Source organism: Bacteroides sp. AM44-19 (assembly GCF_003603395.1).
GTDB classification, from domain to species: Bacteria; Bacteroidota; Bacteroidia; order Bacteroidales; family Bacteroidaceae; genus Bacteroides; species Bacteroides uniformis.
Genome location: NZ_QTNB01000007.1, coordinates 141,565 through 168,323 on the forward strand (window position 1 = coordinate 141,565; position 26,759 = coordinate 168,323).

The following is a 26,759-nucleotide window of genomic DNA, read 5'->3' on the forward strand; positions in this document are numbered from 1 at the left end:
ACTTTATCGAAAATGAACAGATTCATCATTTTATTTTTATTCTCTTTGGGAATATTGTCAACATGTGTATTTGCCGTAGAGGTGATTCCACTGAATGAAGGATGGAATTTCCACCGGGGTTTTCAGGCACCTGCTTCGGAAATAGTGAAGGTTACTTTGCCTCACACTTGGAATGCGGGCGATGGCATGTTTGGCAATGCCGATTATTATAGGGGATTATGCAATTACAGTCGTAAGTTGTCTGTTCCTGCCCATTATCGGGGCAAACGTTTTTTCTTGAAAGTGATGGCTGCACAGACGGTTGCCGACATTTTTATCGACCATCATTTTGTGATGCAACATAAGGGTGGTTATACGGCATTTGTGGCAGAATTGACTGATTTCCTGGTCCCGGGAACAGAAAGTGTATTGGAAATTCGTGTCAGCAATGCTCAGACTATGGATGTCGCTCCCATTTGCGGCGACTTCAATATGTTTGGTGGGTTGTATCGGGGGGTGGAACTGCTGGTGACGGAGGATGTCTGCATAGAACCTGCTTATTATGCCTCTTCAGGTGTATTCTTCACTCAGTCCGATGTATCGGAGAAAAAGGCCCATTTGAAAATTGAAGCACTGCTTTCGGCAAGGGAAACTACTGTGACCGGTTGCGAGGTGGAGTTTCGACTATATGACAAGGAAAAGTTGCTTTGCCGTGTTGCCAGTGCAGAGGTGGGTGAGGATAAAAAGGTGATGATGGACATAGTGCTTGAAAGGCCTCATTTGTGGGATGGAGTGAAGAATCCCTATTTATATAAAGGAGTGGTGATATTGCGTAAGGATGGAAAAGAGATAGACCGCCGCGAAGAAGAGATAGGTTTCCGCTACTTTCATGCCGATGCGGAGAAAGGTTTCTTCCTGAATGGAAAGCCTTATCGCTTGAATGGCGTGAACCGGCATCAGGATAGGGCAGAACGCGCTTCGGCATTTTATCCGCAAGACCATGATGAAGATTTGGACTTGATGCAGGAAATGGGATGCAATGCCGTGCGTCTTTGTCACTATCCGCAAGCCAAATACATGCATCAACAGATGGACAAGCGGGGACTGGTGGCATGGGCTGAGATTCCTTTTGTCAATGTTTATGTGAATAATCCTGCTTATGATGAAAACTTGCGCCTGCAATTGAAGGAACTGATTTTACAGAACTACAATCACCCCTGCATTTTGTTCTGGGGGCTGTTCAATGAGATAAATTCCGGTTGGCTGGACCGTCCTTCGCGTATGGCGGCAGAGCTTCATGCTTTGGCCCGTCAGTTGGACCCGAGCCGTCCCACTATGGGAGCCAGTAATCAGGATGACGACTTCAACGGATTCACCGACCTGATTGCTTTCAACAAGTATTTCGGCTGGTATGGCGACAACATGGATGACATGGGGCGCTGGATAGACCGCGAGCATGCAGCACATCCGGAGCGGAAGATGGGCATCAGCGAGTATGGTGCCGGGGCATGCGTATTCCAGCAGGAGGACTCGCTGAGGCATCCGGAACCGTGGGGGCAATGGCATCCCGAAAACTGGCAGACTTATTATCATGTGGAGAATTGGAAACAGCTTCAGGAACGCGAATTCTTGTGGTGCAACTTCATCTGGTGCATGTTCGACTTTTCGGCGGCAGGCCGTAGGGAGGGATCCATTATGGGACGCAACGATAAGGGGCTGGTGACTTACGACCGGAAAATAAAGAAAGATGCCTTTTACTTTTATAAGGCAAACTGGAATCAAGAAGATAAGTTTGTATATATCGCAGGAAAACGATTGGTAAACAGAACCCGCAAAACCGTTGATGTGCAAGTATTCAGCAATAGCGGAGCTGCCAAATTGTATATCAATGGCAAAGCATATGGGACTGCAAAACCTGATTCCGTAAATGTACTGGAATGGAAAGGCATTGTATTGGATACCGGTGAAAATAGAATTGAAGTCAGGAACAAATATGGAGCGGATTGTTGTGTATGGATATGTCCTTTTTAATTTTCATCAGGCGCGGAATGTATAGGAGAGCCACGGGGAATAATGAACCGTGAAATGCTGTACAGTCTGCGCCTGATAGCTTTAATATGTGATTTTCTGTAAATCCGTATTCGGTCCGTGGACTACCAGTTTCCCGTCTGGTTGGATGTCTATGAGGTCGATGAATACCATTCGTTCGTCACCGGTGGTTTCGGTGCGTCCATGGTAGACACAGTAGAGCCGATTGTGAATGTCGATGAGCATACAATGCCCGGTTCCGGTCACGATGCCGCCTTGCTCTGTGTTCTTTTGCAGCACCGGATTGTTGGCAGCCTTTGTGAATGGGCCTAAAGGACTTTGGGAGGTTGCATAGCCCACCGCATAATTCTTTCCTCCGAAGAAGTTTGCAGAGTAAAGCATGTAATAGAGATTCCCGTGTTTCACCATATACGAACCTTCTGTCCAGCGTCTGTTGACCTCATGTGTAGTCACCGAACGGTTCTCCCATTTCGCTTGAGGGTCGTCCATCGTTTTGGGCGGGCAAAGCAATGCTACCGGCTCTCCGATGACACCGGAGAAATCCGGTTTCAGCTCCACGCCGTAAATCCAGCTCTCCTCAATCTCGTCAAACCAGCCCTTTGTTTTGGCCCATGCTGAGACTTCGCTCTCGACGGCATGTTTGTAGCAGCAGCGGGAGTAGTAGAGGTAGGTCTTTCCGGATGCATCGTCAAAGAGTATGTTTGCGTCGATGATAGGATAGCCGGGGTCGAATACCGGGCGGTCGGACAAATCTTTGAAAGGCCCGGTGGGTTTATCGGCTACGGCTACGCCGATACGGAAGTTCTCTTGCTCCTGAGTGGGGTTTTCCTTCCAGTTGGCGCTGAACCATAAGTAGTATTTGCCGTCGCGCTCATACACTTCGGGCGCCCAGAAACAGTCGGTGGCCCATGAGTCGGATGTGCCGCCTTGATAGACGGGACCCTCATCTTTCCATGTCACCAGGTCATCGGAGGAATATACTTTGAAGCCGTTCTGTACTCCCCCCGTCCCGTACATATAGAATTTCCCGTCGGAAGCTTTCAGGAGGAACGGGTCTCCGAAGGCCATGGGAAGTGGGTTCTGATATACTACTTTCTTCTTATCTCCGCATGATGCTGACAGCAGAGCCAATAAGACCAGTGCCAATGTGAAAAGGGTGTGCTTCATCTTGTTAGAATTTAAATGTTGAAGTAACGAAAAGTGTTTGTATCTGCAAAGTAAACACAATATAGGGAAAGCTGCAAGGAAATTAGATAGAATGCAAGCTTTTCATTATTTTTGTGCATCATTCTAAATAATTCTTTGATGGGACAGTCATTTTCGGATATATCGCTATACCACGAGTACCGGTCGGTGAAGGAGAAAGAACATTTGGTGTCACAGAAAACCTGGGACGACCTCAATCTGGATGACTTTTTCGAATGGGCCGACCGTACCTCTTCTTGTGTGGGCCGACAGTACCTCTACGACTTGTTGCATTACAACCGCCTTTCGGAGATTTCGGAACAGGAGGAAGTGATTCGCGAACTCTCTGCCGACAAGGAGTTGCGTGCAGAAATCCGGTCGGAGTTGCAGAAACTGGATACGCCGGATGCTTGCGCCATTGCATCGTTGTTTTCCATTTCCCATCCCATATATTCCCGCCGCTTTTACCGTTTGCTAAGTATATTGCAGTTCGTGCCTTTTGTTTTGTCAGGGATGGTTTATGTTACATCTTCGCTTTACGTTCTGGGGTTATTGTGTATATCGGTATTGGTGAACATGGTATTGCACTATCGCAGCAAGGCACGGATTCAGGGCTATTTCTTTTCCATCCCTCAGTTATGGCTGCTGCTCAGGCAAGCGGAGAGGCTGGCACAGATTCCGTTGTGTGTATCGGTGCATCGGGATATCCAAAAGACTTTGCAGGCGCTGCGTCCGTTACGAAAGCAACTTTCCACTTTCCGTTTCAGTATCAAGCTGGAGAGCGACATCGCCATTCTTGCTTATTTCTTCATCGAGATGGTGAATGTGTTTTTCCTGCGGGAGGTTATTCCGGTTTCCAAGGCTTTCTTTCTATTGCAGGGCAGGCAAGAACAGATTGAAGAGGTTTTCCGCTATTTTGGATTGGTGGATGCGCTTTGCTCTGTTTCCGAGCTTCGGGATGGGCTGCCCTATTATACTCTTCCGGAAGCTTGTGACGAGGGTGAAACGCTTCATGCAGAGGGCCTTTATCATCCGCTTATAGAGCATTGTATCCCCAATGACATTACGCTTTGTGGCAGTTCTGTCCTTGTTACCGGCTCCAATATGTCTGGTAAGACAACCTTTATCCGTGCTATCGGACTTAACCTGCTTTCCGCACAAGTGTTCCATACTTGTTTCGCCCGCAGTTTTCGTTTTCCCATGGATACCGCATTGTTTTCTGCTATCCATCTGGAGGATAGTCTGATGGAAGGAAAAAGTTTCTTTCTGCAGGAGGTACAGATTGTTCGAGAGATGCTGGAGGTCGGAAAGGGACGTAGGCAGCTTTTCCTGCTGGATGAGTTGTTCAAAGGGACGAACACGGTGGAACGGATAGCTATAGCCAAAGCTGTGCTATCTGCTTTGGCACACAAGAACAGTATCGTGTTTGCTTCCACTCACGACGTTGAACTGGCTTCCTTACTTGAGAACGAATATGAATCGTTTCATTTTTGTGAATGTGTTGCCGACAATACCTTGTCTTTTGATTATAAGCTGAAACCGGGACCGGCGACGGAACGTAATGCCATCCGGATTATCGAGATGTGCGGTTATCCGAAGGAAGTGGTCGGGGAAGCGTATCGGCTGGCTAAAAAACATGTTTTATAGTTTTACTTCTAATTGTTCCTTATTCCAATCGTTACTATATTGTCTGTTCAATATCTTCTGGAAGGGGTAATCTTTTAAGTTATCCAATTAGAAGGTTTATGTTCTTTTCTTTCATCTTTTCGATATTCTCTTCCGAGATATTGCTGTCTGTGATGAAAGAATTTACCATAGATATTGAACCTAAACTGGCAAATGCACTAATTCCTATCTTGGAGGAATCAGCTACCAGAATGACTTCCTCGGCGGCTTTTATCATGGCCGATTTAACCATCAGATCGCTGAGGCTCGGATAGGTCAGACTCATGTCTGGGGATATTCCTGCTGTGGCAAGGAATAGTTTGTTGGCATGGAAACCTTTGAGTGAATCGGCTGCCATCTTTCCTGTCAATGAAAGGGTGGGTGCTTTGAATTCTCCTCCTGTCACAATGAGGTTGATGCCTGGATTTTCGCCCAATATAAGTGCTATGTTCAGAGCATTGGTAATGACGGTCAGCTCTTTGTATTGTGTAAGTAGTTTGGCTATTTCTGTGGTAGTAGAACCGGAGTCGAGAATGATACATTCACCTTCACTGATAAACGACGCTGCTTTTTGGGCTATTTCTCTTTTTTCCTCAATATGGGTCTGATTGAAAACCTTTCCGGTTTTTGCAAATGAGCCCACATCCTTCAGGAAGGCTCCGCCGTGTTCTCTTTGGATATACCCTAATTTTTCAAGGGCTTCCAGGTCTTGTCTGATTGTTACATCCGTTACATTGAAAATCCTGCTTAATTCTTGAACTTTTGCATGCCCGTCTTCGCGGATAAGGTCCAGAATCTTGACTCTTCTTTGGTTTAGTGCCATATCTACTTTATATATTGTTGTTTCTACGATAATCCTGTATATCTTTGATCGCTATAATCTTCAGTCGGAACTTTTTTGCCATTTCAAGTAGTTGTGGCAAGCGGGCCATTGTCCCATCCTGGTTCAGTATTTCAATGAGAGCGCCGCCGGGTGTCAATCCTGCCATTCTTGTCAGGTCGAGTAATGCTTCTGTATGTCCGTCACGTCCCAATACTCCGTCCTCATGTCCGTAAAGGGGGAAAATGTGTCCGGGACGTGCCAGTTCCGAGGGCTTTATATTACCGGTAACCAAAGCACGTATGGTAGCGGAGCGGTCATAGGCGGAAACTCCCGTTGTGCAGCCATAGCCCTTCAGATCGACGGACATGGTGAACGGCGTGCCTAAAAGGGAAGTGTTGTCTTCCGACATTGGGGGCAGTTGGAGTTCTTTGCAACGTGAACGCGGTAGCGGTACACAAAGAAGCCCTCTTCCGTGTGTAATCATGAAGTTAACAATGTCAGGAGTTATTTTTTCACCGGATACAATAAAATCGCCTTCGTTTTCTCTATTTTCATCATCGACAACTATCACTATTTTCCCTTGTCGAACCGCTTCTATTCCTTCGTCTACAGTATTGAGCATTGTATAATCATTTAATTTTTCCGCAAAGGTAGTCAGAAAAAGTCAAATGAAAGTCTATTCTTGCTGTTTTTCTTCTTTTTTATTCTATATATTATCTTTTGCACTGTAGTTCCTTTCTCTTTTTTATTTATTTGTTTCGTTTTTCGCCCTGGTCTAATTATAAAACATGTTAATAAACAATGGAAAACTTTTGTTTTCTTTCGTTTCGTGGTTTTTATTTGTTTTCTTTGCAAAGAAATGAAAGCAAATAAGCTATGAAAACAAAAGAATTGACTCTTCAATCAGAAAGGAATCGAAAAAGATTAATTGAAATTATCTATAAGGCAAAAGCCGGTCATATCGGCGGAGATTTGTCTTGCCTCAATGTTCTTACGGCTCTTTACTTTGATGTGATGAATGTGAATGCGGACAGTCCTAAAGATGATTTGCGTGACCGTTTCATTTTGAGCAAGGGGCATTGTGTGGAGGCTTTGTATGTGACGCTGGAATCCAAAGGGTTTATAACAGAAGGCATTTTGGATACATTGGGACAATATGGCTCTATCCTTTCGGGACATCCCACTATCGGAGTTCCGGGTATTGAAGTGAATACCGGAGCCTTGGGACATGGTTTGTCTGTTGGGGTAGGTATAGCGATAGCTGCCAAAATGGACAACAGGGATTATAAAACCTATGTGTTGATGGGGGATGGTGAACAGGGTGAAGGTTCCATCTACGAAGCAGCAATGGCTGCCCGGCAGTATAGATTAGATAATTTGGTGGCTATAATAGACCGTAATCATTTGCAGATTAGCGGAAATACGGAAGATGTGATGGGAATTGATGATATCCATGATCGCTGGACGGCATTCGGCTGGGAGGTAAAGGATATGAATGGTGACGACATGGAAGATATTATCCGGACTTTCCGTTCCATTGATTATGCAAACCGTCACCCTCATTTGCTGGTGGCTCATACGACAAAAGGGAAAGGAGTATCTTTCATGGAAGGGGTAGCTAAATGGCATCATGGGGTTCCGAGTAACGAACAGTATGAACAGGCCATTCAAGAAATATCAGAAAGAATTAAGGATTTAGAATATAATTGATATGATAGCTTGCAGAAAAAGTTTCACCGACACTTTGTTGTCATTGGCTCGGATGGACAAGGACATCATTGCTGTGACGACGGATGCCCGTGGCTCGGTGACGTTAAATGATTTTGCCAAAGAATTGCCGCAGCAATTCGTGGAGTGTGGTATTGCGGAGCAGGATGCTGTGGGTATTTCAGCCGGGTTGGCTCATAGCGGAAAGAAAGTGTTTGTATGTGGTCCGGCTTGTTTTTATGTGGCTCGTAGCTTGGAACAGGTAAAGGTGGACTTGGCTTATAGCCAGAACAACGTAAAAATATTGGGAGTAAGTGGAGGAGTAGCTTACGGAGCTTTGGGGGCTACCCATCATAGCTTACACGACATTGCCGTGCTGCGTACTTTTCCCGGAATGAATATCGTGTTACCTTGCGATGCCCGACAGACTAAAAAACTGGTTGAGCTTTTGGTTGATTATCCCGAACCGGTTTATGTACGTGTAGGTCGTGCAGCAGTTCCCGATGTCTATGAAAATGATGATTTTGATTTTGCCATAGGTAAGGCCAACATGTTGCTGGACGGAACAGATCTGACTATTATCGGAACCGGTGAAACCGTATACCACACACGTCAGGCGGCTTTGAAGTTACGCGAATATGGTATTTCGGCCCGGGTATTGGATATGTCCTCTATTAAACCTTGTGATGAGGAAGCTGTTTTGAAAGCCGCTTCCGAAACCGGGCGAATCATCACGGTTGAGGAGCATAGCCAGTATGGAGGTCTTGGGGCGATGGTGACTGAAATCATATCCGAGCATCCCGTACCGGTGAAAATCCTGGGTATCCCTGATGAGAATGTGGTGCATGGGAACTCCCTGGAAATTTTTGCCCATTATGGACTCGACTCATCCGGTATCGTGAAAACTGCCCTTGACTTCCTTAAGTAACTCCGATTCGATAAATTTGAAATCAATTAGCCTTTAATAATACCTGAAATGGAAAACCTGATAATTGCAATAGACCAAAGCACCTCGGCTACCAAAGCCATGCTATTCAATGAGAGGTGTGAAATGCTGAGGCGCGTCAATGTCACCCATGAACAATATTATCCCAAATCCGGATGGGTGGAGCATGATGCTGAAGAAATTTATCGGAATGTACAGAAAAGTATAGCCGAACTGATAAAGGAGGAAGTGGCAGACAATATGTATTCGTTGGCCATCACCAATCAACGTGAAACAGTGGTTGTATGGAATAAGCATACGGGCAAACCGATATGCAATGCTGTGGTATGGCAATGCATGCGTGGTGCTGATATCTGTAATGAGTTGAAAGCCAGTGGGTACAGCGAAATAGTACAGGCGAAAAGCGGTTTGCTATTGGATCCTTATTTCTCAGCCAGTGGTGTGAAGTGGATACTTGACAATGTGGAAGGAGCCCGTCAGGCTGCTGATAACGGTGACTTATTGATGGGAACCATTGATACGTGGCTGATTTGGAAATTGACTGATGGTAAACGCCATGTGACAGATTATACCAATGCTTCCAGGACTCTTTTGTTTAATATTCATACGATGCAATGGGACAGTGACCTGCTGGAGCTATTTACCATCCCCGAAACTATGATGCCTGAATTACTGCCATGTGATGCTGTTTTTGGAGAAACTACGGTGGGAGGATTATTTAAGAATCCTATTGTCATAGCCGGTGTATTGGGGGATTCACACGGTGCACTGGCCGGTCAGATGTGCTTTGAAGAAGGGCTGGGCAAGGTCACTTATGGAACCGGCTCATCAGTGATGGTGAATATTGGTGAAAAAGCTGCCGTTGCTCCCCGTGGATTGGTCACTTCCATCGGTTTTGCCGCACTTGGAAAAATATTCTATGCTTTTGAAGGCAATATCCATTGTACTGGTGCTACCATCAAGTGGCTAGAACAGAGATTGCAGATGATTAGTTCGCCAGACGAAGCGGAAGAGTTGGCGGCTACAGTAAAAGACAATGGAGGTGTGTATGTCGTACCGGCTTTTGCCGGGTTGGGAGCTCCTTGGTGGCAAGGGGATGTAAAGGCTGCCATTTTAGGGATGACCTTAGGTACCGGGAAACCGCATGTTCTCAGGGCAGCACTTGAATCCATAGCCTATCAAGTGAATGATTTGGTCAGAGCGATGACCAGTCAGGCAGGTATAAAGCTGAAAGAAGTCAGAGCCGATGGAGGACCTACAAAAAATAAATTCCTGATGCAGTTCCAGGCCGACTGCTTACGTGTACCGATCAATTGTTCGGATGTTGAAGAAGCTTCGGCCTTGGGAGCCGTTGTAATGAACGGAATGGCTCGCAAGATATGGACGAGCTTTGAGCAGGTGTCCGTATTACGCCGGAGCCGCTACCGCATAGAGCCGCAAAGTAACCTATCACAGGTAGAAAAATGGTGTGAAGGCTGGTTGAAAGCGGTAAACCAATTAATCAGATAAATATTTTCAAAGTATAATTTAAATACCCACTATCTACAATGAAAAACAAGGAAAGAATGTGTTTCGGTATAATTATCGGCACTCGTGCTTATTTTAATTCAGAATTGGCTAAAGATGTTCGCAAACAATTGTTGAAAACACTTGCCGACGAAGGCTATGATTATGTGATCTTACCTGAAGACGCTACTCCTACCGGCAGTAGCAGTATTGAAACCCGCGAAGACGGATTGAAGTGTGCGGAACTGTTCCGACAGAATCGTGACCGCATTGACGGTATCATAGTTTCCCTGCCCAACTTTGGCTTTGAGATTGGAATCATCAATGCTATCAGCGTGGCCGATTTGAATGTCCCCGTTTTGGTACAGGCTTGTGACGACGAGAACGACAAGGTGGATCTGGACAGCCGCCGTGATGCTTTTTGCGGTAAGATTTCTGTTTGTAACAATCTGTATCAATATGGCATACCTTTTACAGATACCACGCTACACACCTATTCTATATACTCCGAATTACTGGCCAAGGATATCAATAAGTTTGCTGGTATCTGTCGTGTAGTCAATGGCTTGCGCCATGCACGTATCGGTGCTATCGGTGCTCGTCCGGCTGGTTTCCAGACTGTACGTGCAAGTGAGAAACTGTTACAGAAGAGTGGCATTACAGTCGTTCCGGTCGACCTTTCTGAAATACTCGGTGCTGCCCGTAAGATTGAGGATACGGATGCGGAGTTGCTGAAGAAGCTTGAAGAAATTAAGTGCTATGCGGCAGTTCCCAAGGAATATAGTGACAAGCTGGTGCTTCAGGCAAAATTCGGTGTGGCTGTAGAACGTTGGATCGAAGCCAATCAGATTGATGCTGTTGCTGTTCAGTGTTGGGACTCTTTGGAACAAAATTATGGTTGTGCAGCATGTGTGACAATGAGTATGCTGGGTGAAAAATTACTTCCTGCCGCTTGTGAGGTAGATATTGCCGGCGCTGTGTCCATGTATGCTTTGACATTGGCAGCGCAAGGTCAATCGGCATTGCTTGACTGGAATAACAATTTTGCAGAAGACCGGAACAAATGTGTATGTACCCATTGCGGTAACTTCCCGAAATCGTTTGTCAGAAATGACTTGAAGCTTGGTACACTGGGCGTTTTGGGACGTACGCTGGGCAAGGTCAATACATTCGGTGCCGTATATGGTAAAGTGACCAAAGGTGATTTCACATTCTTCCGTATTTCCACAGATGATACAAAAGGCGCTATCAAGGCTTATTTGGGTACTGGTGAAATCACGGATGACCCGTATGGAATGGATGGATGCATAGCTGTCACCAAGGTGAATAACTTGCAGACTCTGATGAAGTATATTTGTAAAAATGGTTTTGAACATCATGTGGCTATGGTTCGCAATGATGTGAAGGAAATTCTGAACGAAGCCATCGAGGACTATTTGGGCTGGAATCTATATGTGCATGAATGAAAAGTAAACACACGGTAAACAACAGAAGATAAATTATGATACTTGTTGACAACTATATTTTGGCCATTCTGTGTTGTGTCTATTGCTGCCTCTGTTGGGGCTCTTGGGCGAATACGCAGAAGATGGTGACCTCGAAAAGCTGGAGTTTCGAGCTTTTCTATTGGGACTTGGCTTTCGGTTTGTTTTTCACGGCTCTGTTGGGGGCTCTGACATTGGGAAGCTTGGGAAGTGAAGGCCGTACTTTCTTTGAGGACTTGGCGGCAATGGACTGGAACAGTATGAAGTATGCACTGTTGGGTGGTATTGTCTGGAATTTCGGTAATATCTTTCTGACGGCAGCCATCGCTGTGGCCGGTATGTCGATAGGGTTTCCCATTGGCGGAGGCTTAGCCTGGATAGGCGGTATAATTTTTAATTATCTGCTGATAACTTTGGCCGGTGAAGTATACCCCGGAAACCAGGCATTGCTTTGGATAGGGGTAGTTGTTATCATTGTAGCCATCTGCATTTGCGGGAAGGCTTATGGAAAGATGTCGGCGAGTCAGGCATCCACCCCTAAAAAAGGTATCTTATTGGCTATTGTGGCAGGATTGGCCATCATGTTTTTCTATGGATTGGTTGTAAAATCACTCGATCCCCAGTATGTTGCGGGTGGTACGGGAACACTGACTCCCTATACCGGCGTATTTTGCTTTGCCGCCGGTGTCCTTATCACTACTCCCATTTTCAATACGTTTGCCATGAGTCATCCGGCTCAAGGAAACAAGGTCACAATGAAGGACTATCTGAAAGGTGATACCCGTACACACCTGATCGGTATGTTGGGCGGCTTTATCTGGATGAGCGGTATGGTGGTCAGCTTTATGGGAGCCGGATCAGCCAATCCGGCCATAGCCTATGCGCTGAGCAATGCCGCACCGGTGGTAGCCATGATTTGGGGATTCTTTGTATGGAAAGAGTTCAAAGGAGCTCCCAAAGGAACTGTACCTATGATTGCGACTATGTTTGTACTCTTTGTTGTGGGGCTGGTACTGATTACGCTTTCAAACTGATATTTTAATTCATTGTTAACCCAAAATAATAATAAATGAAAACGATTGTAAGACAAATTAAACAGAAAAGGTTAATGGTCTTGGTGCTGTTCCTTTTGGTAGGTATGACATCTGTTTTTGCACAGAAACATGTAAGTGTATCTGGCAGAATCACCGATGAACTTAATGAACCGATGATTGGTGTAAGTGTATTGGAAAAAGGTACGACAAATGGTGTCATAACTGATTTGGATGGTAATTATACCTTGTCGGTGAATGAGGGCGCCACTATCGTCTTTTCGTATATAGGTTATGTGACCCAGGAAAAGAAAGCCGCTGCGGGTACTATGAATATAGTACTGAAAGAAGATAACAAGACCTTGGATGAAGTGGTTGTAGTGGGATATGGTGTACAGAAGAAAAGCTCCGTAACGGGGGCCATCTCTTCCGTAAAGGCTGAAGATTTTGAAAATCGTACCATTACCAATGCCGAGCAGGCCTTGCAGGGTAAGACAGCCGGTGTGCAAATTATTTCTGCATCTGCGGCTCCTGGTTCGAATCCCGCCATTCGTATCCGTGGATATAGCAGTAATGCCAGCTCAGATCCTTTGTATGTAGTCGATGGTCTGCGTACGAAAGACATCAGCAACCTCGATCCGAACGATATTGAGAGTATGGAAGTATTGAAGGATGCTGCCTCTGCTGCTATCTATGGCGCCCAGGCCGGTAACGGTGTTGTCTTGATTACCACCCGGAAGGCAAAAAAGGGAGTCCGCCGTATTTCTTATGATTTCCAGTTGTCCTCCCAGTCTTTGGGTCGTACTCCTGATATTCTGAATGCTCAGGAATACGTCAATTATATGACTGAAGGCAATCTTATTCCCAGAGAAACAATAGATAGGTATTGGGATGGAAAGACAAATACTGATTGGGTGAAAGAAACGTTTGAATCATCCATGATGCAACGTCACAATGTCAATTTCCAAGGGGCCAATGATAATGGTTCACTGTTTGCATCGCTTTCTTATTTAAGCAACAATGGTCCCATTGTAGGCAATAAGGACGTTTTTGACCGTATTACCGGCACTGTCAATGCAGATTATAAAGTAAAGGATTGGTTGAAGTTCACGACAAACAATTCATTTTCCCGTTATCATGTACAGTCTGTAAGCGAAGGCTCAGCAACCGGTTCTTTGATGCTGTCTGCCATTCAGCTTGACCCTCTTACTCCAGTTACCTATACACCGGATAAACTGCCCGACACTATGATTAATTATATGAACCAAGGGCATACCTTGCTTCAGAATGCCAATGGTGATTATTATTCTATTTCCCCTTATGGTGACTCCAATAATATCAATCCGTATATTATGCGTGACCGTGGTACAACGAAAAGAGATGGTTTTGTGTTCAGCGGCTCCACTTATCTGGATTTTACTCCGATTAAAGAGCTGGTCATCACTTCACGTTTGGGATACCGTTATACTTACAGCAATTCCTACGGCTATGTTATGCCTAACATTACCTGCTCTGACCTTTATCAGGACTATGTATCGGTAAGTGCGACAAGCTCCAACACCACGTACTGGCAATGGGAAAACTTTGCCAACTATACCAAGACATTTGCAGATAAGCACAATGTAAACGTGATGCTTGGTATGTCCTATTCTTCCAATACTTCCTTTGGAGTGACGGGAGGAATCAATGGTAGCCGTTCCGGCGACAAGGTTGATTTGGGTATTACCAAGTTGGATCCCAATTATGCCTATTTTGCTTTTCGGACCGGTACTGCCACCCGTACGGTAAGTGGTGGAGAGAAACGGAGGTATGCCAATCTTTCTTACTTTGGCCGGGCATCTTATGACTATGCAGGCAAGTATTTTGCCCAATTCACCCTTCGTGCGGATGCAGCCGACTTGTCTATCCTTCCTTTGCAGAAACGTTGGGGCTATTTCCCGGCTGTGTCTGTCGGCTGGGTACTTTCCAACGAGAAATTTATGGAAAACCTCAAGTCAATCTCTCATTTGAAGTTGCGTGCAAGCTGGGGACAGAATGGTAGTATCGCCGGTTTGGCAGACTATATGTATGATGCTACGATTTTGTCTGGAATCAATTATCCAATGTCCGGTGATGTGTCTTATGAAACAGGTTCGTTGCCATCTGCAACCGGTAACTATGATTTGAAGTGGGAAACTTCCGAACAGATAGACTTGGGTATTGACCTCCGGATGCTGAATGACCGTTTGAGCTTCGGATTTGACTATTATGAGAAGAAAACCAAAGACTTGATTGTAACCGGTATTACTCCTTCTTTGATTGTGGGTAACACTACTTCACCTATGAATGCGGGAAATGTCAAGAACAGCGGATTTGAGTTTGAACTCTCATGGCGTGATCATATCAAAGATTTCAGTTATAGTGTAAAAGCTAACATCGCTACTTTGAAGAATAAAGTAACTTATCTTCATGAAACATTGGAGCGTATTGCCAGTACAACAAGTGCAGGTATCGGCACTATGAATTATTTTGAAGAAGGACATCCCATTTGGTACATGCGCGGTTATGAGTGCACGGGTATTGATCCGCAAACGGGTGACCCAATATTCAAAGACAAGAATGATGATGACATTATTGGAGATGCCGACCAGACAGAAATCGGTTCTGCCATTCCCGACTTTACTTATGGTATTACTTTGACAGCTGCCTGGAAAGGCCTTGACCTGACAATCTTTGGTTCCGGTTCTCATGGCAATGATGTGTTTGCCGGCTATAACCGTACTTCCCGTATGAAAGCGAATACCTTGAAGGAATTCTATGACGGACGGTGGACTGCTGTGGGAGACAATGCAAAATATGCCCGTTCCAATCCCAGCAATTATGATAAGTATTTAAAGAGCTCCAAATTTGTATTCGACGGTTCATATTTTAAAATCAAGCAGATACAGTTGGGCTATAACCTGCCTAAGAATTTGTTGAAGCAGGTGGGTTTGAGTAACCTTCGTTTGTATTGTTCTTTAGACGACTTCTTCACATTTACCAAATATCCCGGATTTGATCCTGAATTTACGAGTACAGGCAATGCGATGGGTTTGGATATGGGCTCTTATCCGTCCAGCAAGAAAGTCGTGCTCGGTCTTAACGTAGTATTTTAATCTTTAATTCAATACGAAATATGAAAGCAAAATATATTTTATCAAGTCTGTTACTTGCCGGCTGCACTTTCTTTTCCTCTTGTGAGGACAATCTGGATATTTCGCAGCATGGGGTAAGCACTTTCGAAAATTTCTATAAAACGGATGCCGATGCGGAAGAAGCCATTATAGCCTGCTATAGCAATTGGAAGGACACCTATGCGCCTGCGTTCTGGCTGAAGAATCTTCTTTCTGACGATTGCTATTCGGCAGGGGAAAGCTGGACGGCTGCCAGTGCACAGTTGCTGTCGACTTATACGTTCGACTCTGATTTTTCCCATATTAAAACGTTGTATACGAATCTTTATAAAGTGATTTATGCCGCCAACATTGTTTTGCAGTATGTAGGCGATGATTCTGAGGTTAAGCTTCGTGCACGTGCAGAGGCAAAGGTTTTCCGTGCGATGTCCTACATCGAATTGATCAGTCTTTGGGGAACTCCGCCGTTGGTGGACCATCCGTTGAAAGCAAACGAATATTCCCAGGCAAATGGTAATACAGAGGCGCTTTGGGCATTGGTGAACCAAGATTTGACCGAAGCTGTCAACAGTGGCAATTTGGAGGAAAAGACAAGCTTGGACAACTTTACCTATCGTATCACCAAACAATTTGCACAAGCCTTGTTGGGCAAGGCATACGTATTCCAGAAGAATTATGGTGCTGCTGTTACAGTTTTGGATGAGGTAATCAATAGCGGGAAGTACGACCTTTACAGTGATTATGAGAATATCCAGACTACCAAAGGCGAGGCGAATTGTGAAAGTCTGTTTGAAAGTAATTATGTTTACGACGCCAACAATGTTACCGGCATTATGAGTAACATGATTTGGGTATATGTGCATTGGCGTGGAGACATGCTTGCATTCAATGAGCCTACTCAAATCTATTCTCATGGCGGCTGGGGATTTTTTAATCCGACGAAGGAAAGCTACGATGCGTTTGTCGAAATGGGAGATACTTATCGCTTGAATGCCTCTATCAAGACATACCGGCAAATGGAGGATATGGGTATCTCATTGAGCAATGCCATAGCTTATATGCCGGACAATGCCGGTTACTTCAGCTGGAAATACCGTGTTTATGAAGCAGATGTCATCAACTATTGGTGGTTGCGTTGTCCTAACAATACCCGTGCCATGCGTTATGCCGAGGTTCTGCTGCTTGCTGCTGAAGCGAGTCTTCAGTCCGGAAATGCAAGTAAGGCTGCCGGATATGTGAATAAAGTGCGTGACCGTGCCCAGTTGCCTGCATTGGGCAGCGTCTCTATGGATGATATCAAGAAAGAGAAGCGTCTGGAGCTTTGGATGGAAGGCTGCCGTTACCAGGATTTGATTCGGTGGGGTGATGCTGCTACGGTACTTGCCAAGAGAGGGCAGGAAAGACCGGCTCTTTACAAAGACGGCCGTGTAAGTTGGGATGAACAGAAAAATGCTTCTGCCGGCTTCAAGAGCGGTAAGCATGAACTGCTTCCGTTCCCTGCTACTGAAATGAATGTCAATAAGAATATGACCCAGAACCCGGGTTGGTAATTAATCAATAAAACTTAGTTTATGAATAAATTAAAATGCTTATTCCTATCAGGCCTTATGGCTGTGATGCCGGTTTGCATGAGCGGACAGCAGACGCCCGGTGAAAAATCGTCAAAACCGCGTGTCATCATTACTTGTGACCCGGAACTTGATGACCTGAACTCTTTGATACGTTTCCTGCTTTTCAGTACGGATTTCCGTGTGGAAGGCTTGATTTATGCCAGCAGCCAGTTCCATTGGAAAGGTGACGGGCACGGCACGAAGTGGTATGTGCCTGGACGTGAATATTCCCGTAATGGCATAGACTACGGACCTATGGAAAGCTGGCGTTGGGATCCGGATGAACGTTTCATTGACGATGCCGTGGAAGCTTACGAGAAAGTATATCCCAATCTGAAAGTGCACGACCCGTCTTATCCGACTCCCGAATACCTGAAGTCTAAAGTGCGTATCGGTAATATCGAGTTCGACGGTGATATTTCCAAGGACACTCCGGGGTCGGAGCTGATTAAAGCTGTATTGCTCGATGATTGTACGGATCCGGTATTCATCAATGCTTGGGGAGGTGGCAGCACCATCGCCCGTGCCTTGAAGTCCATTCAGGATATTTATGAGCATACCGATGCCTGGAAAGGCATCCGTGAGAAGATAATAGGAAAAGTGGTCCTTTCCCTTTCGGGTGATCAGGATGATACGTATGCACGGTATATCCGACCTTTCTGGCCGGAACTCAGACAAATGGAGATGGGGGGGATGACAGTCGGCCTGGCTTATAATGCACAGTTAAGAGCCTCCAAGGAAAATCAGGTTTTCTACTCTCCGGAATGGATGCAGGAGAACATCCGCAGTAAAGGTCCTTTCGGTGAAATGTATCGGGTCTGGGGAGACGGTAAGCAGATGGTGAAAGGTGATAAGTTCGATTTCTTCGGTTTGTCGGGTTATACGGTTGATGAATTGAAAAAGCAAGGCTATGTGGTTTGGACCGGAATCCAGCCGAAAGGCTCCTATCTGGCTGAAGGCGATACTTACTGTTTCCTGAATTTGATAGGTAACGGCCTGCGTGGTCACGAAGACCCCACTTATGGGGGATGGTGCGGTGGAAGAACCGTCCTTCCCGATTCGGTGAAGAATCTTCCGCGCATGGAGCAGATGAAGTATAGAGCCGAGCACTATCCTTTGCCCGACTTCACAGCTCCGGTAATGAATGGATTGGCTGCCCGCTTTAAATGGTCGGTCACTCCAAACTATGCCGACGCAAATCATGAGCCGGTGATAAAAGGGGCGCTTGCCATGAGTGCCAAGCCGGGTGAGAAGCTGAAACTTAAATACACTGTAACCGATCCGGATAAGGATGCCCTTACCATTAAATGGTGGCAGTATGTGTCAGCCGGTACATATCGGGGCAAAGTAACGGTAGATGACCCTGCTTCTGCAAATACAGCTTTTACTGTTCCGGCTGATGCCAACCCCGGTGATACCATCCACTTGATTTTGGAAGCTACGGATAACGGTACGCCACAGATGAACCGCTATCACCGCCTGATTATTACAGTGGCAGAATGAACTTGAATCAATGAACTTTAATTTGAAGAACTGAAATGAAAAAGATTATATTGGCTGCATTTATGGCAGCTTGTGGACTGCAAATGTCTGCCCAGCAGAACTTGTTTGTTGCGCAAGACCTCGAGTCTGCAATCGTGAATAAAGACAACACAGTGACTTTTAACTTCAAGGCTCCCGATGCCAAGAAGGTACAGATTGCAGGTGACTTTGCCGAAAGGGCGGAGGGACAACACATTGGCGGTATGGTGGGCGCAGGCCTGATAGACATGACGAAGAATGCCGAAGGAATCTGGACCTATACCACCAAACCGCTGGACTCGGAACTCTACAGTTATGAATTCATGGTAGACGGCGTACCGACCATAGACCCCAACAATGTTTATGTCTATCGTGACTTTGCCACAACAAGCAATGTATTCATCGTAGGGAATGGCAAGGCTGATTTATATAAGGTCAATAAAGTGCCTCATGGAACATTGGCCCACCGTTGGTATCACTCTGATGGCATGAAAATGGATCGCCGTATCAACATCTACACACCGGCGGGTTATGAACAGTCCGGTAACAGAAAATATCCTGTGCTCTACTTGTTGCATGGCATGGGCGGTGATGAAGACGAATGGACTACTTTCGGACGTGCGGCACAGATTCTCGATAATCTGATAGCACAAGGCAAGGCTGAACCGATGATTGTCGTGATGCCCAATGGACATGCCGCCATGGAAGCTGCACCGGGTGAAAGCAGCCTGGGTTACTATAAGCCCTACCACATGAAGAACGGAACCATGGACGGTGCATTTGAAACCTATTTCCCCGAGATTGTGAAGTTCGTAGAAAGTAATTACCGTGTGCAGGCAGACAAGGCACACCGTGCCATTGCAGGCCTTTCAATGGGTGGCTTTCATTCTGCCAATATTTCTTTGAACTATCCCGATATGTTCGATTATGTAGGTTTGTTCTCTGCCGCTCTTAATGTCCAGAGTGCAGGCCAGCGGAATAGCCCGGTTTATCAGGATATGGACAAGAAGCTGGCTGTCCAGTTTGAAAAAGCTCCTAAACTCTACTGGCTGGGTATCGGCAAAGACGATTTCCTGTATAAGAACAATGCCGCCTATCGCGCCGATTTGGATAAGAAGGGATATAAGTATGAGTTTATGGAAACTCCCGGTGGGCATGTATGGACTTGCTGGCGTATTTATCTCTCTGTATTTGCTCCCAAGTTGTTCAAATAAATCATAACACACCATGAAGAAACAACTATTCAGTCTGCTGTTGGTCGCAAGCGTTTTGAGCGCTTGTGGACCGGCGGCTCCCCAACTGGGTAAAGATTCCGTTGAGGATGTTATTGGTGCCATGACTTTGGAAGAAAAGGCACATTTGGTTATCGGTACCGGAATGGTGGGTACTTCGGGTGACAGTACGGTGATTGGCACTACAAAGAAGTTGGTTCCCGGTGCAGCAGGTACTACTTATCCGATACCCCGTTTGGGAATTCCTGCCATTGTGTTGGCTGATGGACCTGCAGGTTTACGTATAGATCCTATCCGCGAAGGGGATTCTGCTACTTATTATTGTACACATTTTCCTATCGGTACGTTACTTGCTTCTACTTGGAATCAGGATTTGGTAGAGGAAGTTGGAAAATCAATTGGTAATGAAGTGTTGGAATATGGTGCGGATGTTTTACTGGCTCCTGCTTTGAATATCCATCGGAATCCTTTGTGCGGGCGTAATTTTGAATATTATTCCGAAGACCCGTTAGTGTCTGGCAAGATAGCTGCTGCATATGTTAGAGGGATACAGAGCAACGGAGTGGGAACTTCCATCAAACATTTTGCTGTTAACAACCAGGAAACCAATCGGAATGCTAATGATGCTCGTATCACTCCTCGTGCCTTACGGGAAATCTATTTGAAGGGGTTCGAAATTGCAGTGAAGGAATCGGCACCATGGACAGTAATGTCCTCCTACAATCATATTAATGGCACCTATGCTTCTGAGAATACAGACTTGCTGTCCACTTTATTGCGTGATGAGTGGAATTTCGAGGGTATGGTGGTAACTGACTGGTTTGGAGGGAAGGATGCCGTGACTCAGATGATAGCAGGTAATGATATGCTTCAACCAGGAAGGGCTAACCAGTATGATATGATTATCGAAGGAGTGAAATCCGGAAAATTGGATGAATCCATACTGAATCGTAATGTGAAGCGTGTTCTTGAACTTATTCTCCAAACTCCTCATTTTAAAGAATACAAATATTCCAATAAACCTGATTTGAAGGCGCACGCAGCAGTTACCCGCCAGTCAGCGACTGAAGGAATGGTTTTGTTGAAGAATAATAACGAAACCTTGCCATTTGAAAGGAAGGTCAGAAATATAGCTCTTTTCGGGTGTACTTCCTATGATTTCATAGCAGGAGGTACCGGTTCAGGTAATGTGAATCGTGCCTATACAGTCTCATTATTGGATGGTTTGAAGAATGCTGGATACCAGATAGATGAAGCATTGAAGGCCGATTATGAACAGTATATTGAGGCCGAGAATAAGAAAAATACTCCTGACTCGTCTCAGCCTTTCTCCAGATTTATGCCGGTACCTCGCCCGACAGAACTTATCCCTACTACAAAGGTGTTGTCAGAACAAGTTGCTAAAGCGGATGTTGCATTGGTTACGCTGGGACGTACTTCCGGTGAATTTGTAGACCGTAATGTCAGTGATTTTGAACTGAGCGAGGAAGAATTGCAACTGCTGAAGTCCGTCAGCCAAGCTTTCCATGCTGCTGGGAAGAAAGTGGTGGTGGTATTGAATATCGGAGGTGTAATCGAAACAGCTTCTTGGAAAAAACTACCGGATGCTATTTTGCTGGCTTGGCAGGCAGGACAGGAGGGTGGAAATAGTGTGACGGATGTGTTGAGCGGTAAGGTATCTCCATCGGGTAAGTTGACAATGACTTTCCCGAACAAGTTGATGGACGTTGCTTCTTCGACCAATTTTCCTATGGATGCTAGGGCTAATACAGATGTGAGGAATAAGGAGGACAAAAGATCTTCAGTGAAGAATGTAGACTATACGGATTATGAAGAAGATATTTTTGTCGGTTATCGCTATTTCGATAGTTTCGGAAAGCAAGTGTCTTATCCTTTCGGCTATGGTCTTTCGTATACAACATTCGAGTATGTCAATCCGTCTGTCAAAGTTGATAATGGTATATATTCTGTTTCTATTGATGTGAAGAATGTTGGTAAGTTTGCAGGGAAAGAGGTTGTTCAGCTTTATGTCTCCGCTCCCAATAGGTTTCAGATGAACAAACCGGAAAAAGAACTTAAAGCTTTTACCAAAACTAAGGAATTGAGGCCAGGTGAGACTGTTACTGCCACTTTGAAACTGAACACTACGGATTTGGCTTCTTATGATGAAGCTTCTTCTTCATGGGTAGTGGATGCTGGAAATTATAAGTTTTTGATTGGAACCTCTTCCAAGGATATTAAGGCTGTACTTGATGTTGATGTGGTATCAGTTGTGGAAAAAACAAATGACATATTGAAACCACAAGAGACTGTTAATACGATAAAACGCTGAAGGTGAGTATAATATTATTCTTGGTTGTGATTAGGTTGATTTGTAGTGCTTAGGTAAATTAATTGTAATTGGGTAAAATTGGGAAAGAAGCTGCCTCGGAGTTATGAGGTAGCTTCTTCTTTTATTTGGTAATAAGATAAATTAATACCCTCCGTGTCCTACTTACGATATAAATCCCTATCTTTGTGGCGCTTTTTAGCTGAAAATAAGATTCAAATTAATTTAGATACAACAGAAAATGGCACAAGAAGACGTTTTTAAGAAACTCGTATCACACTGTAAGGAATATGGTTTTGTGTTCCCTTCCAGCGAGATTTATGATGGACTGGGAGCTGTGTATGACTATGGTCAGATGGGTGTGGAACTGAAAAATAACATCAAGCAATACTGGTGGCAGAGTATGGTGCTGCTGCACGAAAATATTGTCGGTATCGACTCAGCAATCTTTATGCACCCCACCATCTGGAAAGCCAGCGGACACGTAGATGCTTTCAATGACCCTTTGATTGACAACCGCGATTCCAAGAAACGTTATCGTGCCGATGTGTTGATAGAGGACCAGCTTGCTAAGTACGATGACAAGATAAACAAAGAAGTGGCCAAAGCTGCCAAGCGTTTTGGTGAGGCTTTCGATGAGGCTCAGTTCCGCAGTACCAACGGTCGTGTGCTGGAACACCAGGCCAAACGTGATGCCTTGCATGAACGTTTTTCCAAGGCTTTGAACGATAATAATCTGGACGAACTCCGTCAGATTATCCTTGACGAAGAAATCGTTTGCCCTATCAGTGGTACAAAGAACTGGACAGAGGTACGTCAGTTCAATCTGATGTTCTCAACAGAAATGGGGTCTACCGCCGATGGTGCCATGAAGATATACCTTCGCCCGGAAACGGCACAAGGTATCTTCGTAAATTACCTTAATGTACAGAAAACCGGTCGCATGAAGATTCCTTTCGGTATCGCCCAGATTGGTAAGGCTTTCCGTAACGAAATTGTAGCCCGCCAGTTCATCTTCCGTATGCGCGAGTTCGAGCAGATGGAAATGCAGTTCTTTGTGAAGCCGGGTACAGAGCTTGACTGGTTCAAGAGTTGGAAGGCTACTCGCCTGAAATGGCACAAGGCGCTGGGCTTCGGTGATGACCATTACCGTTATCACGACCACGACAAACTGGCCCACTACGCTAATGCTGCTACAGACATTGAGTTCTTGATGCCTTTCGGTTTCAAGGAAGTAGAGGGTATTCACAGCCGTACAAATTTCGACTTGTCCCAGCATGAGAAGTTCTCCGGCAAGAACATCAAGTATTTCGATCCGGAAACCAACGAAAGCTATACCCCGTATGTCATCGAGACTAGTATCGGTGTAGACCGCATGTTCCTTAGCATCATGTCGGCTTCCTACTGTGAAGAGACGTTGGATAGCGGTGAATCCCGTGTTGTCTTGAAGTTGCCTGCTGCACTGGCACCGGTGAAACTGGCCGTAATGCCGTTGGTAAAGAAAGATGGTCTGCCCGAAAAAGCGCGCGAAATCATTGACAATCTGAAGTTCCACTTCCATTGTCAGTATGATGAGAAAGATTCTATTGGTAAGCGTTACCGCCGCCAGGATGCCATTGGTACTCCGTACTGTGTCACCGTGGATCATCAGACTTTGGAAGATAACTGTGTGACACTGCGTAATCGTGACACCATGCAGCAAGAGCGCGTGGCTATCTCTGAACTGAATAATATTATTGCAGACCGTGTAAGCATCACATCGTTGCTGAAAACCTTGCAATAAAGCGGTTATGGAATAGACCGGTGCGTGAACAAACTGAAATAGTAAATAGTAAAATAGTAAAATAGTAAATGAAAAAGTCCCTTTTGTTTTTGCCTTTCTTGCTGTTGCTGGTGGGTGCTTTTATCTCTTGTGAAGAAGTGGAAGAGGCTGGAAAGTATGATAATTGGAGAGAACGCGGCGAGGCTTTTGTTGACTCGATAAAAAGGCTGACTGGCGAGAATTATGTCGCCACAGCAGAGCAGGCCGATGCTATGGAACTCGGGAAACTGTATGCCATACAGACGACTGCAAGCACTTCTGAAGGTGCTCAGTATGTCTATTGCAAGAAGCTTGTGAAGAATGAGACGGGTGAACGCCCGTTGTATACGGGTTATCATTCAAAGGTGAATGCTTATTATTATGGGACTTATGTGAATGGCGAAGAATTCGACGGTTGCTTTGACGGTTATAGTGCTATTGACCGCGATATACCTATTCCTCCGGTAAAAGAACCTACGGTTTTTGATTCATTCGTGGATTTTGAAGTTTCGGGTGTCGTTGCCGGTTGGGCAGCTGCCTTGCAGCTTATGCGGATGGGTGAGCGGTGGATGTTGTATATCCCTTATCAAAGCGGATATGGTATAAATGATTATACTGCTCCTTATTCTACAAATACAATCCCCGGAGGCTCTCTGTTGACGTTTGACTTGCAACTGGTTAGCTTTGCCGAATGAGATAAAAGAGGGTGTGTGCCGAAACGCCCCGAATATAAGAATTCCCCCTGCTATAGATGTCTATGGCAGGGGGAATCTAGTTAATGGAGAGATGTCTTCTTTAGCCTGTTGGTAGTGTGGCAGACGTTCGGAGACTGGTTCGTTTTATATTTTCTTCTTAATGGCCTTTACCCAGATTTTGTATCCATCCTCATTCAAATGCAGTCCGTCGCCGGTCAACTCACTGCGTAGTACATTTGTTCCCTTCTCTGTAAATAGTGGAAAAAGATTGATATAGGCAATGCCTTCCTCTTTGGCAAACGCCTCCAGACGGGAGTTGATTTCAGGAACCATATCTGTCTTTCCAGTCAGTTTTTTGTATCGGCCGAAACTTTCATTGAAAGGGAGTAGGCTTTGTAGGTAGAGTTTTGTGTCGGGAGATTCTTTCCGGATGCGTTCCACCGTCATGCGAATCATGTCTACAATACTGTCTGGTGCCAAGTCATGGGAAATGTCATTGACTCCGATAAGCAGGAACAGCTTGGCGGGATGTCCGGGAAGTATCTGATGCAGGCGGTCATAGATACCCATCACTTCATCACCGATGATGCCGCGATTACGTACATTCTTCTTACCAAGACGGGCAGACCAGTCACCGCCACCTTCAGTCAGGCTATTGCCAAGCATGACGATGTCCTTGCTTGTAATGGCAGGCTCATCCATAAACTGTAGGAAACGTTTGTAGTAATGGTCTGTATAAATACGCGGAATGGGGTAGATGGAAGCCGCCACAGCGTTGGCAACCAATGAACGCAGGCGAACTACGCTGTGTCCGTCTTCCGGATGTACGGCGTTGATAAGGAGTATGACGGAAGTGTCATTGTCCGGATCGATAATGATGGAGGTACCCGTGTAGCCGGTATGCCCATAGGTATTAGGACCAAACAAATCTCCATTGTTGGAGGCATAGGCTGTAAAATTATCCCAACCGAGAGTGCGTCCCAGACTGGCGGTAGTGCGTGGCACAGTACGCATGGCTTTTACACCCAGCGGACTCAGGATGCGGCGTCCGTTCCATTCACCTCCGTTTTGCAGGGCTGCGCAGAGTATGGCAATATCATCAGCACAAGAGAATACTCCTGCATTACCGCTGATACCTCCGTTCATGACACGTGCCAGCGGGTCATGAACTTGTCCGCAGAGAACTTGTCCATTAGGTTGCTTTTCAGTGGGGGCAATGTTATTCAATTGAGAATTGCGAATTGAAAATTGAGAATTGGCTACGTTGTTTTCCTTGTGTCCTTGTTTTCTCGTTCCTTTGTCAACTATCGTAATCCAGTTACCATCCTTATCACGTTGGCAAGGCAGATAGTCGGTATGCTCCATGCCGAGTACATCAAATAGGTTTTCACGTGCAAAGTCACGCAGGCTCTGTCCGCTTATAGTCTCGATAATGTGCTGCAAAGTGATGAAGTTGAGGCAACTGTATTGAAAATCAGTCTGCGGCTTGAAGTCGCGTTTACAAGTAGCAATATATTCCATAAGCCCATCAGGATTGGGAGAACCGTACTGCTTTTCTAGCTCGGCTACCGGTGCATAGGGAGGAAGACCGGAAGTGTGTGTCATCAAATCGGCAATGCGGATTACCTTTTTCTCTTTGCCGTCTTCGCTTTCCCAATTCTTGAAATGGGGTATGTAGAGGCTGACGGGGTCCAGCATACGGAGCTTGCCGCGTTCTGCCAGTATCATCGTACATACGGCGGTCGACATGGATTTGCTGCAAGATGCCATATCAAAGATAGTATTGGCAGTCATAGGCTCCACATTGGGATAAATACGCTTGTTGCCGTAAGCTTTCAGATAGGCCATCTTGCCGTTACGTACTACAGCAAGTACGGCACCGGGAATATCCTTGTTGGAGATGGCTGTTTCAATCGCTTCGTCAGCATACATCAACTTGCGTGAGTCCATTCCCACTTGTTCAGGGGCTACGCGTTGCAAGGGTTGCGCGGTGGCAGCTTGCAGACAAAGAGAAAAGAGAAAAAAATATATTGCTTTCATAATA

At 45.4% G+C, this 26,759-nt stretch carries 18 protein-coding genes; 14 read left to right on the forward strand and 4 right to left on the reverse strand.

From position 1 onward, the window contains the following. Window positions 1–12: 12 nt before the first annotated feature. Complete coding sequence (locus tag DW947_RS12590) at window positions 13–2,010, forward strand: glycoside hydrolase family 2 protein (protein WP_005830268.1); 1,998 nt, start codon at window positions 13–15, stop codon at window positions 2,008–2,010. 81 nt (window positions 2,011–2,091) lie between these two features. Here DW947_RS12590 and DW947_RS12595 read toward each other — a convergent pair whose 3' ends face one another. After that, window positions 2,092–3,195 carry a glycoside hydrolase family 43 protein gene (locus DW947_RS12595; protein ID WP_044467387.1) on the reverse strand — a complete coding sequence of 368 codons (1,104 nt, stop codon included), beginning with the start codon at window positions 3,193–3,195 and terminating at the stop codon, window positions 2,092–2,094. Between the two features lie 138 nt (window positions 3,196–3,333). Between DW947_RS12595 and DW947_RS12600 the strand changes: the two genes are divergently transcribed. Then, window positions 3,334–4,860 (forward strand): MutS-related protein, encoded by a 1,527-nt coding sequence (locus DW947_RS12600; RefSeq protein ID WP_005830263.1) that lies wholly within the window; start codon window positions 3,334–3,336, stop codon window positions 4,858–4,860. A gap of 79 nt (window positions 4,861–4,939) precedes the next feature. On the opposite strand, the gene DW947_RS12605 is transcribed toward DW947_RS12600, so the two are convergent. Further along, window positions 4,940–5,701: a DeoR/GlpR family DNA-binding transcription regulator gene (locus tag DW947_RS12605; protein WP_005830261.1), complete on the reverse strand. Its 762-nt coding sequence runs from the start codon at window positions 5,699–5,701 to the stop codon at window positions 4,940–4,942. Between the two features lie 7 nt (window positions 5,702–5,708). Continuing rightward, window positions 5,709–6,323 carry a 3,4-dihydroxy-2-butanone-4-phosphate synthase gene (gene ribB / locus DW947_RS12610; protein WP_005830259.1) on the reverse strand — a complete coding sequence of 205 codons (615 nt, stop codon included), beginning with the start codon at window positions 6,321–6,323 and terminating at the stop codon, window positions 5,709–5,711. A gap of 254 nt (window positions 6,324–6,577) precedes the next feature. Between ribB and DW947_RS12620 the strand changes: the two genes are divergently transcribed. From DW947_RS12620 to DW947_RS12675, 12 genes are all read left to right on the forward strand, one after another. Beyond that, complete coding sequence (locus DW947_RS12620) at window positions 6,578–7,411, forward strand: transketolase (RefSeq protein ID WP_005830255.1); 834 nt, start codon at window positions 6,578–6,580, stop codon at window positions 7,409–7,411. A gap of 1 nt (window position 7,412) precedes the next feature. After that, window positions 7,413–8,336: a transketolase family protein gene (locus DW947_RS12625; protein WP_005834658.1), complete on the forward strand. Its 924-nt coding sequence runs from the start codon at window positions 7,413–7,415 to the stop codon at window positions 8,334–8,336. A 48-nt stretch (window positions 8,337–8,384) separates the two neighbouring features. Continuing rightward, a complete protein-coding gene (locus tag DW947_RS12630) occupies window positions 8,385–9,863 on the forward strand; it encodes an FGGY-family carbohydrate kinase (RefSeq protein ID WP_005830250.1) in 1,479 nt (492 codons plus the stop codon). Between the two features lie 38 nt (window positions 9,864–9,901). After that, on the forward strand, window positions 9,902–11,326 hold the full coding sequence (locus DW947_RS12635; protein WP_005830248.1) for an L-fucose/L-arabinose isomerase family protein: 1,425 nt from the start codon (window positions 9,902–9,904) through the stop codon (window positions 11,324–11,326). Between the two features lie 35 nt (window positions 11,327–11,361). Beyond that, entirely contained in the window at window positions 11,362–12,378 is a 1,017-nt protein-coding gene (locus tag DW947_RS12640; protein ID WP_005834661.1) for a GRP family sugar transporter, read from the forward strand. Window positions 12,379–12,452: 74 nt separating this feature from the next. Beyond that, on the forward strand, window positions 12,453–15,509 hold the full coding sequence (locus DW947_RS12645; RefSeq protein WP_005834663.1) for a SusC/RagA family TonB-linked outer membrane protein: 3,057 nt from the start codon (window positions 12,453–12,455) through the stop codon (window positions 15,507–15,509). Between the two features lie 20 nt (window positions 15,510–15,529). Next, a complete protein-coding gene (locus DW947_RS12650) occupies window positions 15,530–17,077 on the forward strand; it encodes a RagB/SusD family nutrient uptake outer membrane protein (RefSeq protein WP_005834665.1) in 1,548 nt (515 codons plus the stop codon). 21 nt (window positions 17,078–17,098) lie between these two features. Next, window positions 17,099–18,640, forward strand: a complete 1,542-nt coding sequence (locus DW947_RS12655; protein WP_005834667.1) for a DUF1593 domain-containing protein — start codon at window positions 17,099–17,101, stop codon at window positions 18,638–18,640. A 35-nt stretch (window positions 18,641–18,675) separates the two neighbouring features. Continuing rightward, on the forward strand, window positions 18,676–19,872 hold the full coding sequence (locus DW947_RS12660; protein WP_044468058.1) for an esterase: 1,197 nt from the start codon (window positions 18,676–18,678) through the stop codon (window positions 19,870–19,872). A gap of 13 nt (window positions 19,873–19,885) precedes the next feature. Then, complete coding sequence (locus tag DW947_RS12665; RefSeq protein WP_044468059.1) at window positions 19,886–22,222, forward strand: beta-glucosidase; 2,337 nt, start codon at window positions 19,886–19,888, stop codon at window positions 22,220–22,222. 238 nt (window positions 22,223–22,460) lie between these two features. Continuing rightward, on the forward strand, window positions 22,461–24,002 hold the full coding sequence (locus DW947_RS12670) for a glycine--tRNA ligase (RefSeq protein WP_005824984.1): 1,542 nt from the start codon (window positions 22,461–22,463) through the stop codon (window positions 24,000–24,002). A gap of 68 nt (window positions 24,003–24,070) precedes the next feature. Continuing rightward, entirely contained in the window at window positions 24,071–24,715 is a 645-nt protein-coding gene (locus DW947_RS12675) for an FKBP-type peptidyl-prolyl cis-trans isomerase (RefSeq protein WP_005824983.1), read from the forward strand. Window positions 24,716–24,859: 144 nt separating this feature from the next. Here DW947_RS12675 and DW947_RS12680 read toward each other — a convergent pair whose 3' ends face one another. Further along, on the reverse strand, window positions 24,860–26,755 hold the full coding sequence (locus DW947_RS12680) for a serine hydrolase (protein ID WP_005824982.1): 1,896 nt from the start codon (window positions 26,753–26,755) through the stop codon (window positions 24,860–24,862). Window positions 26,756–26,759 lie beyond the last annotated feature (4 nt).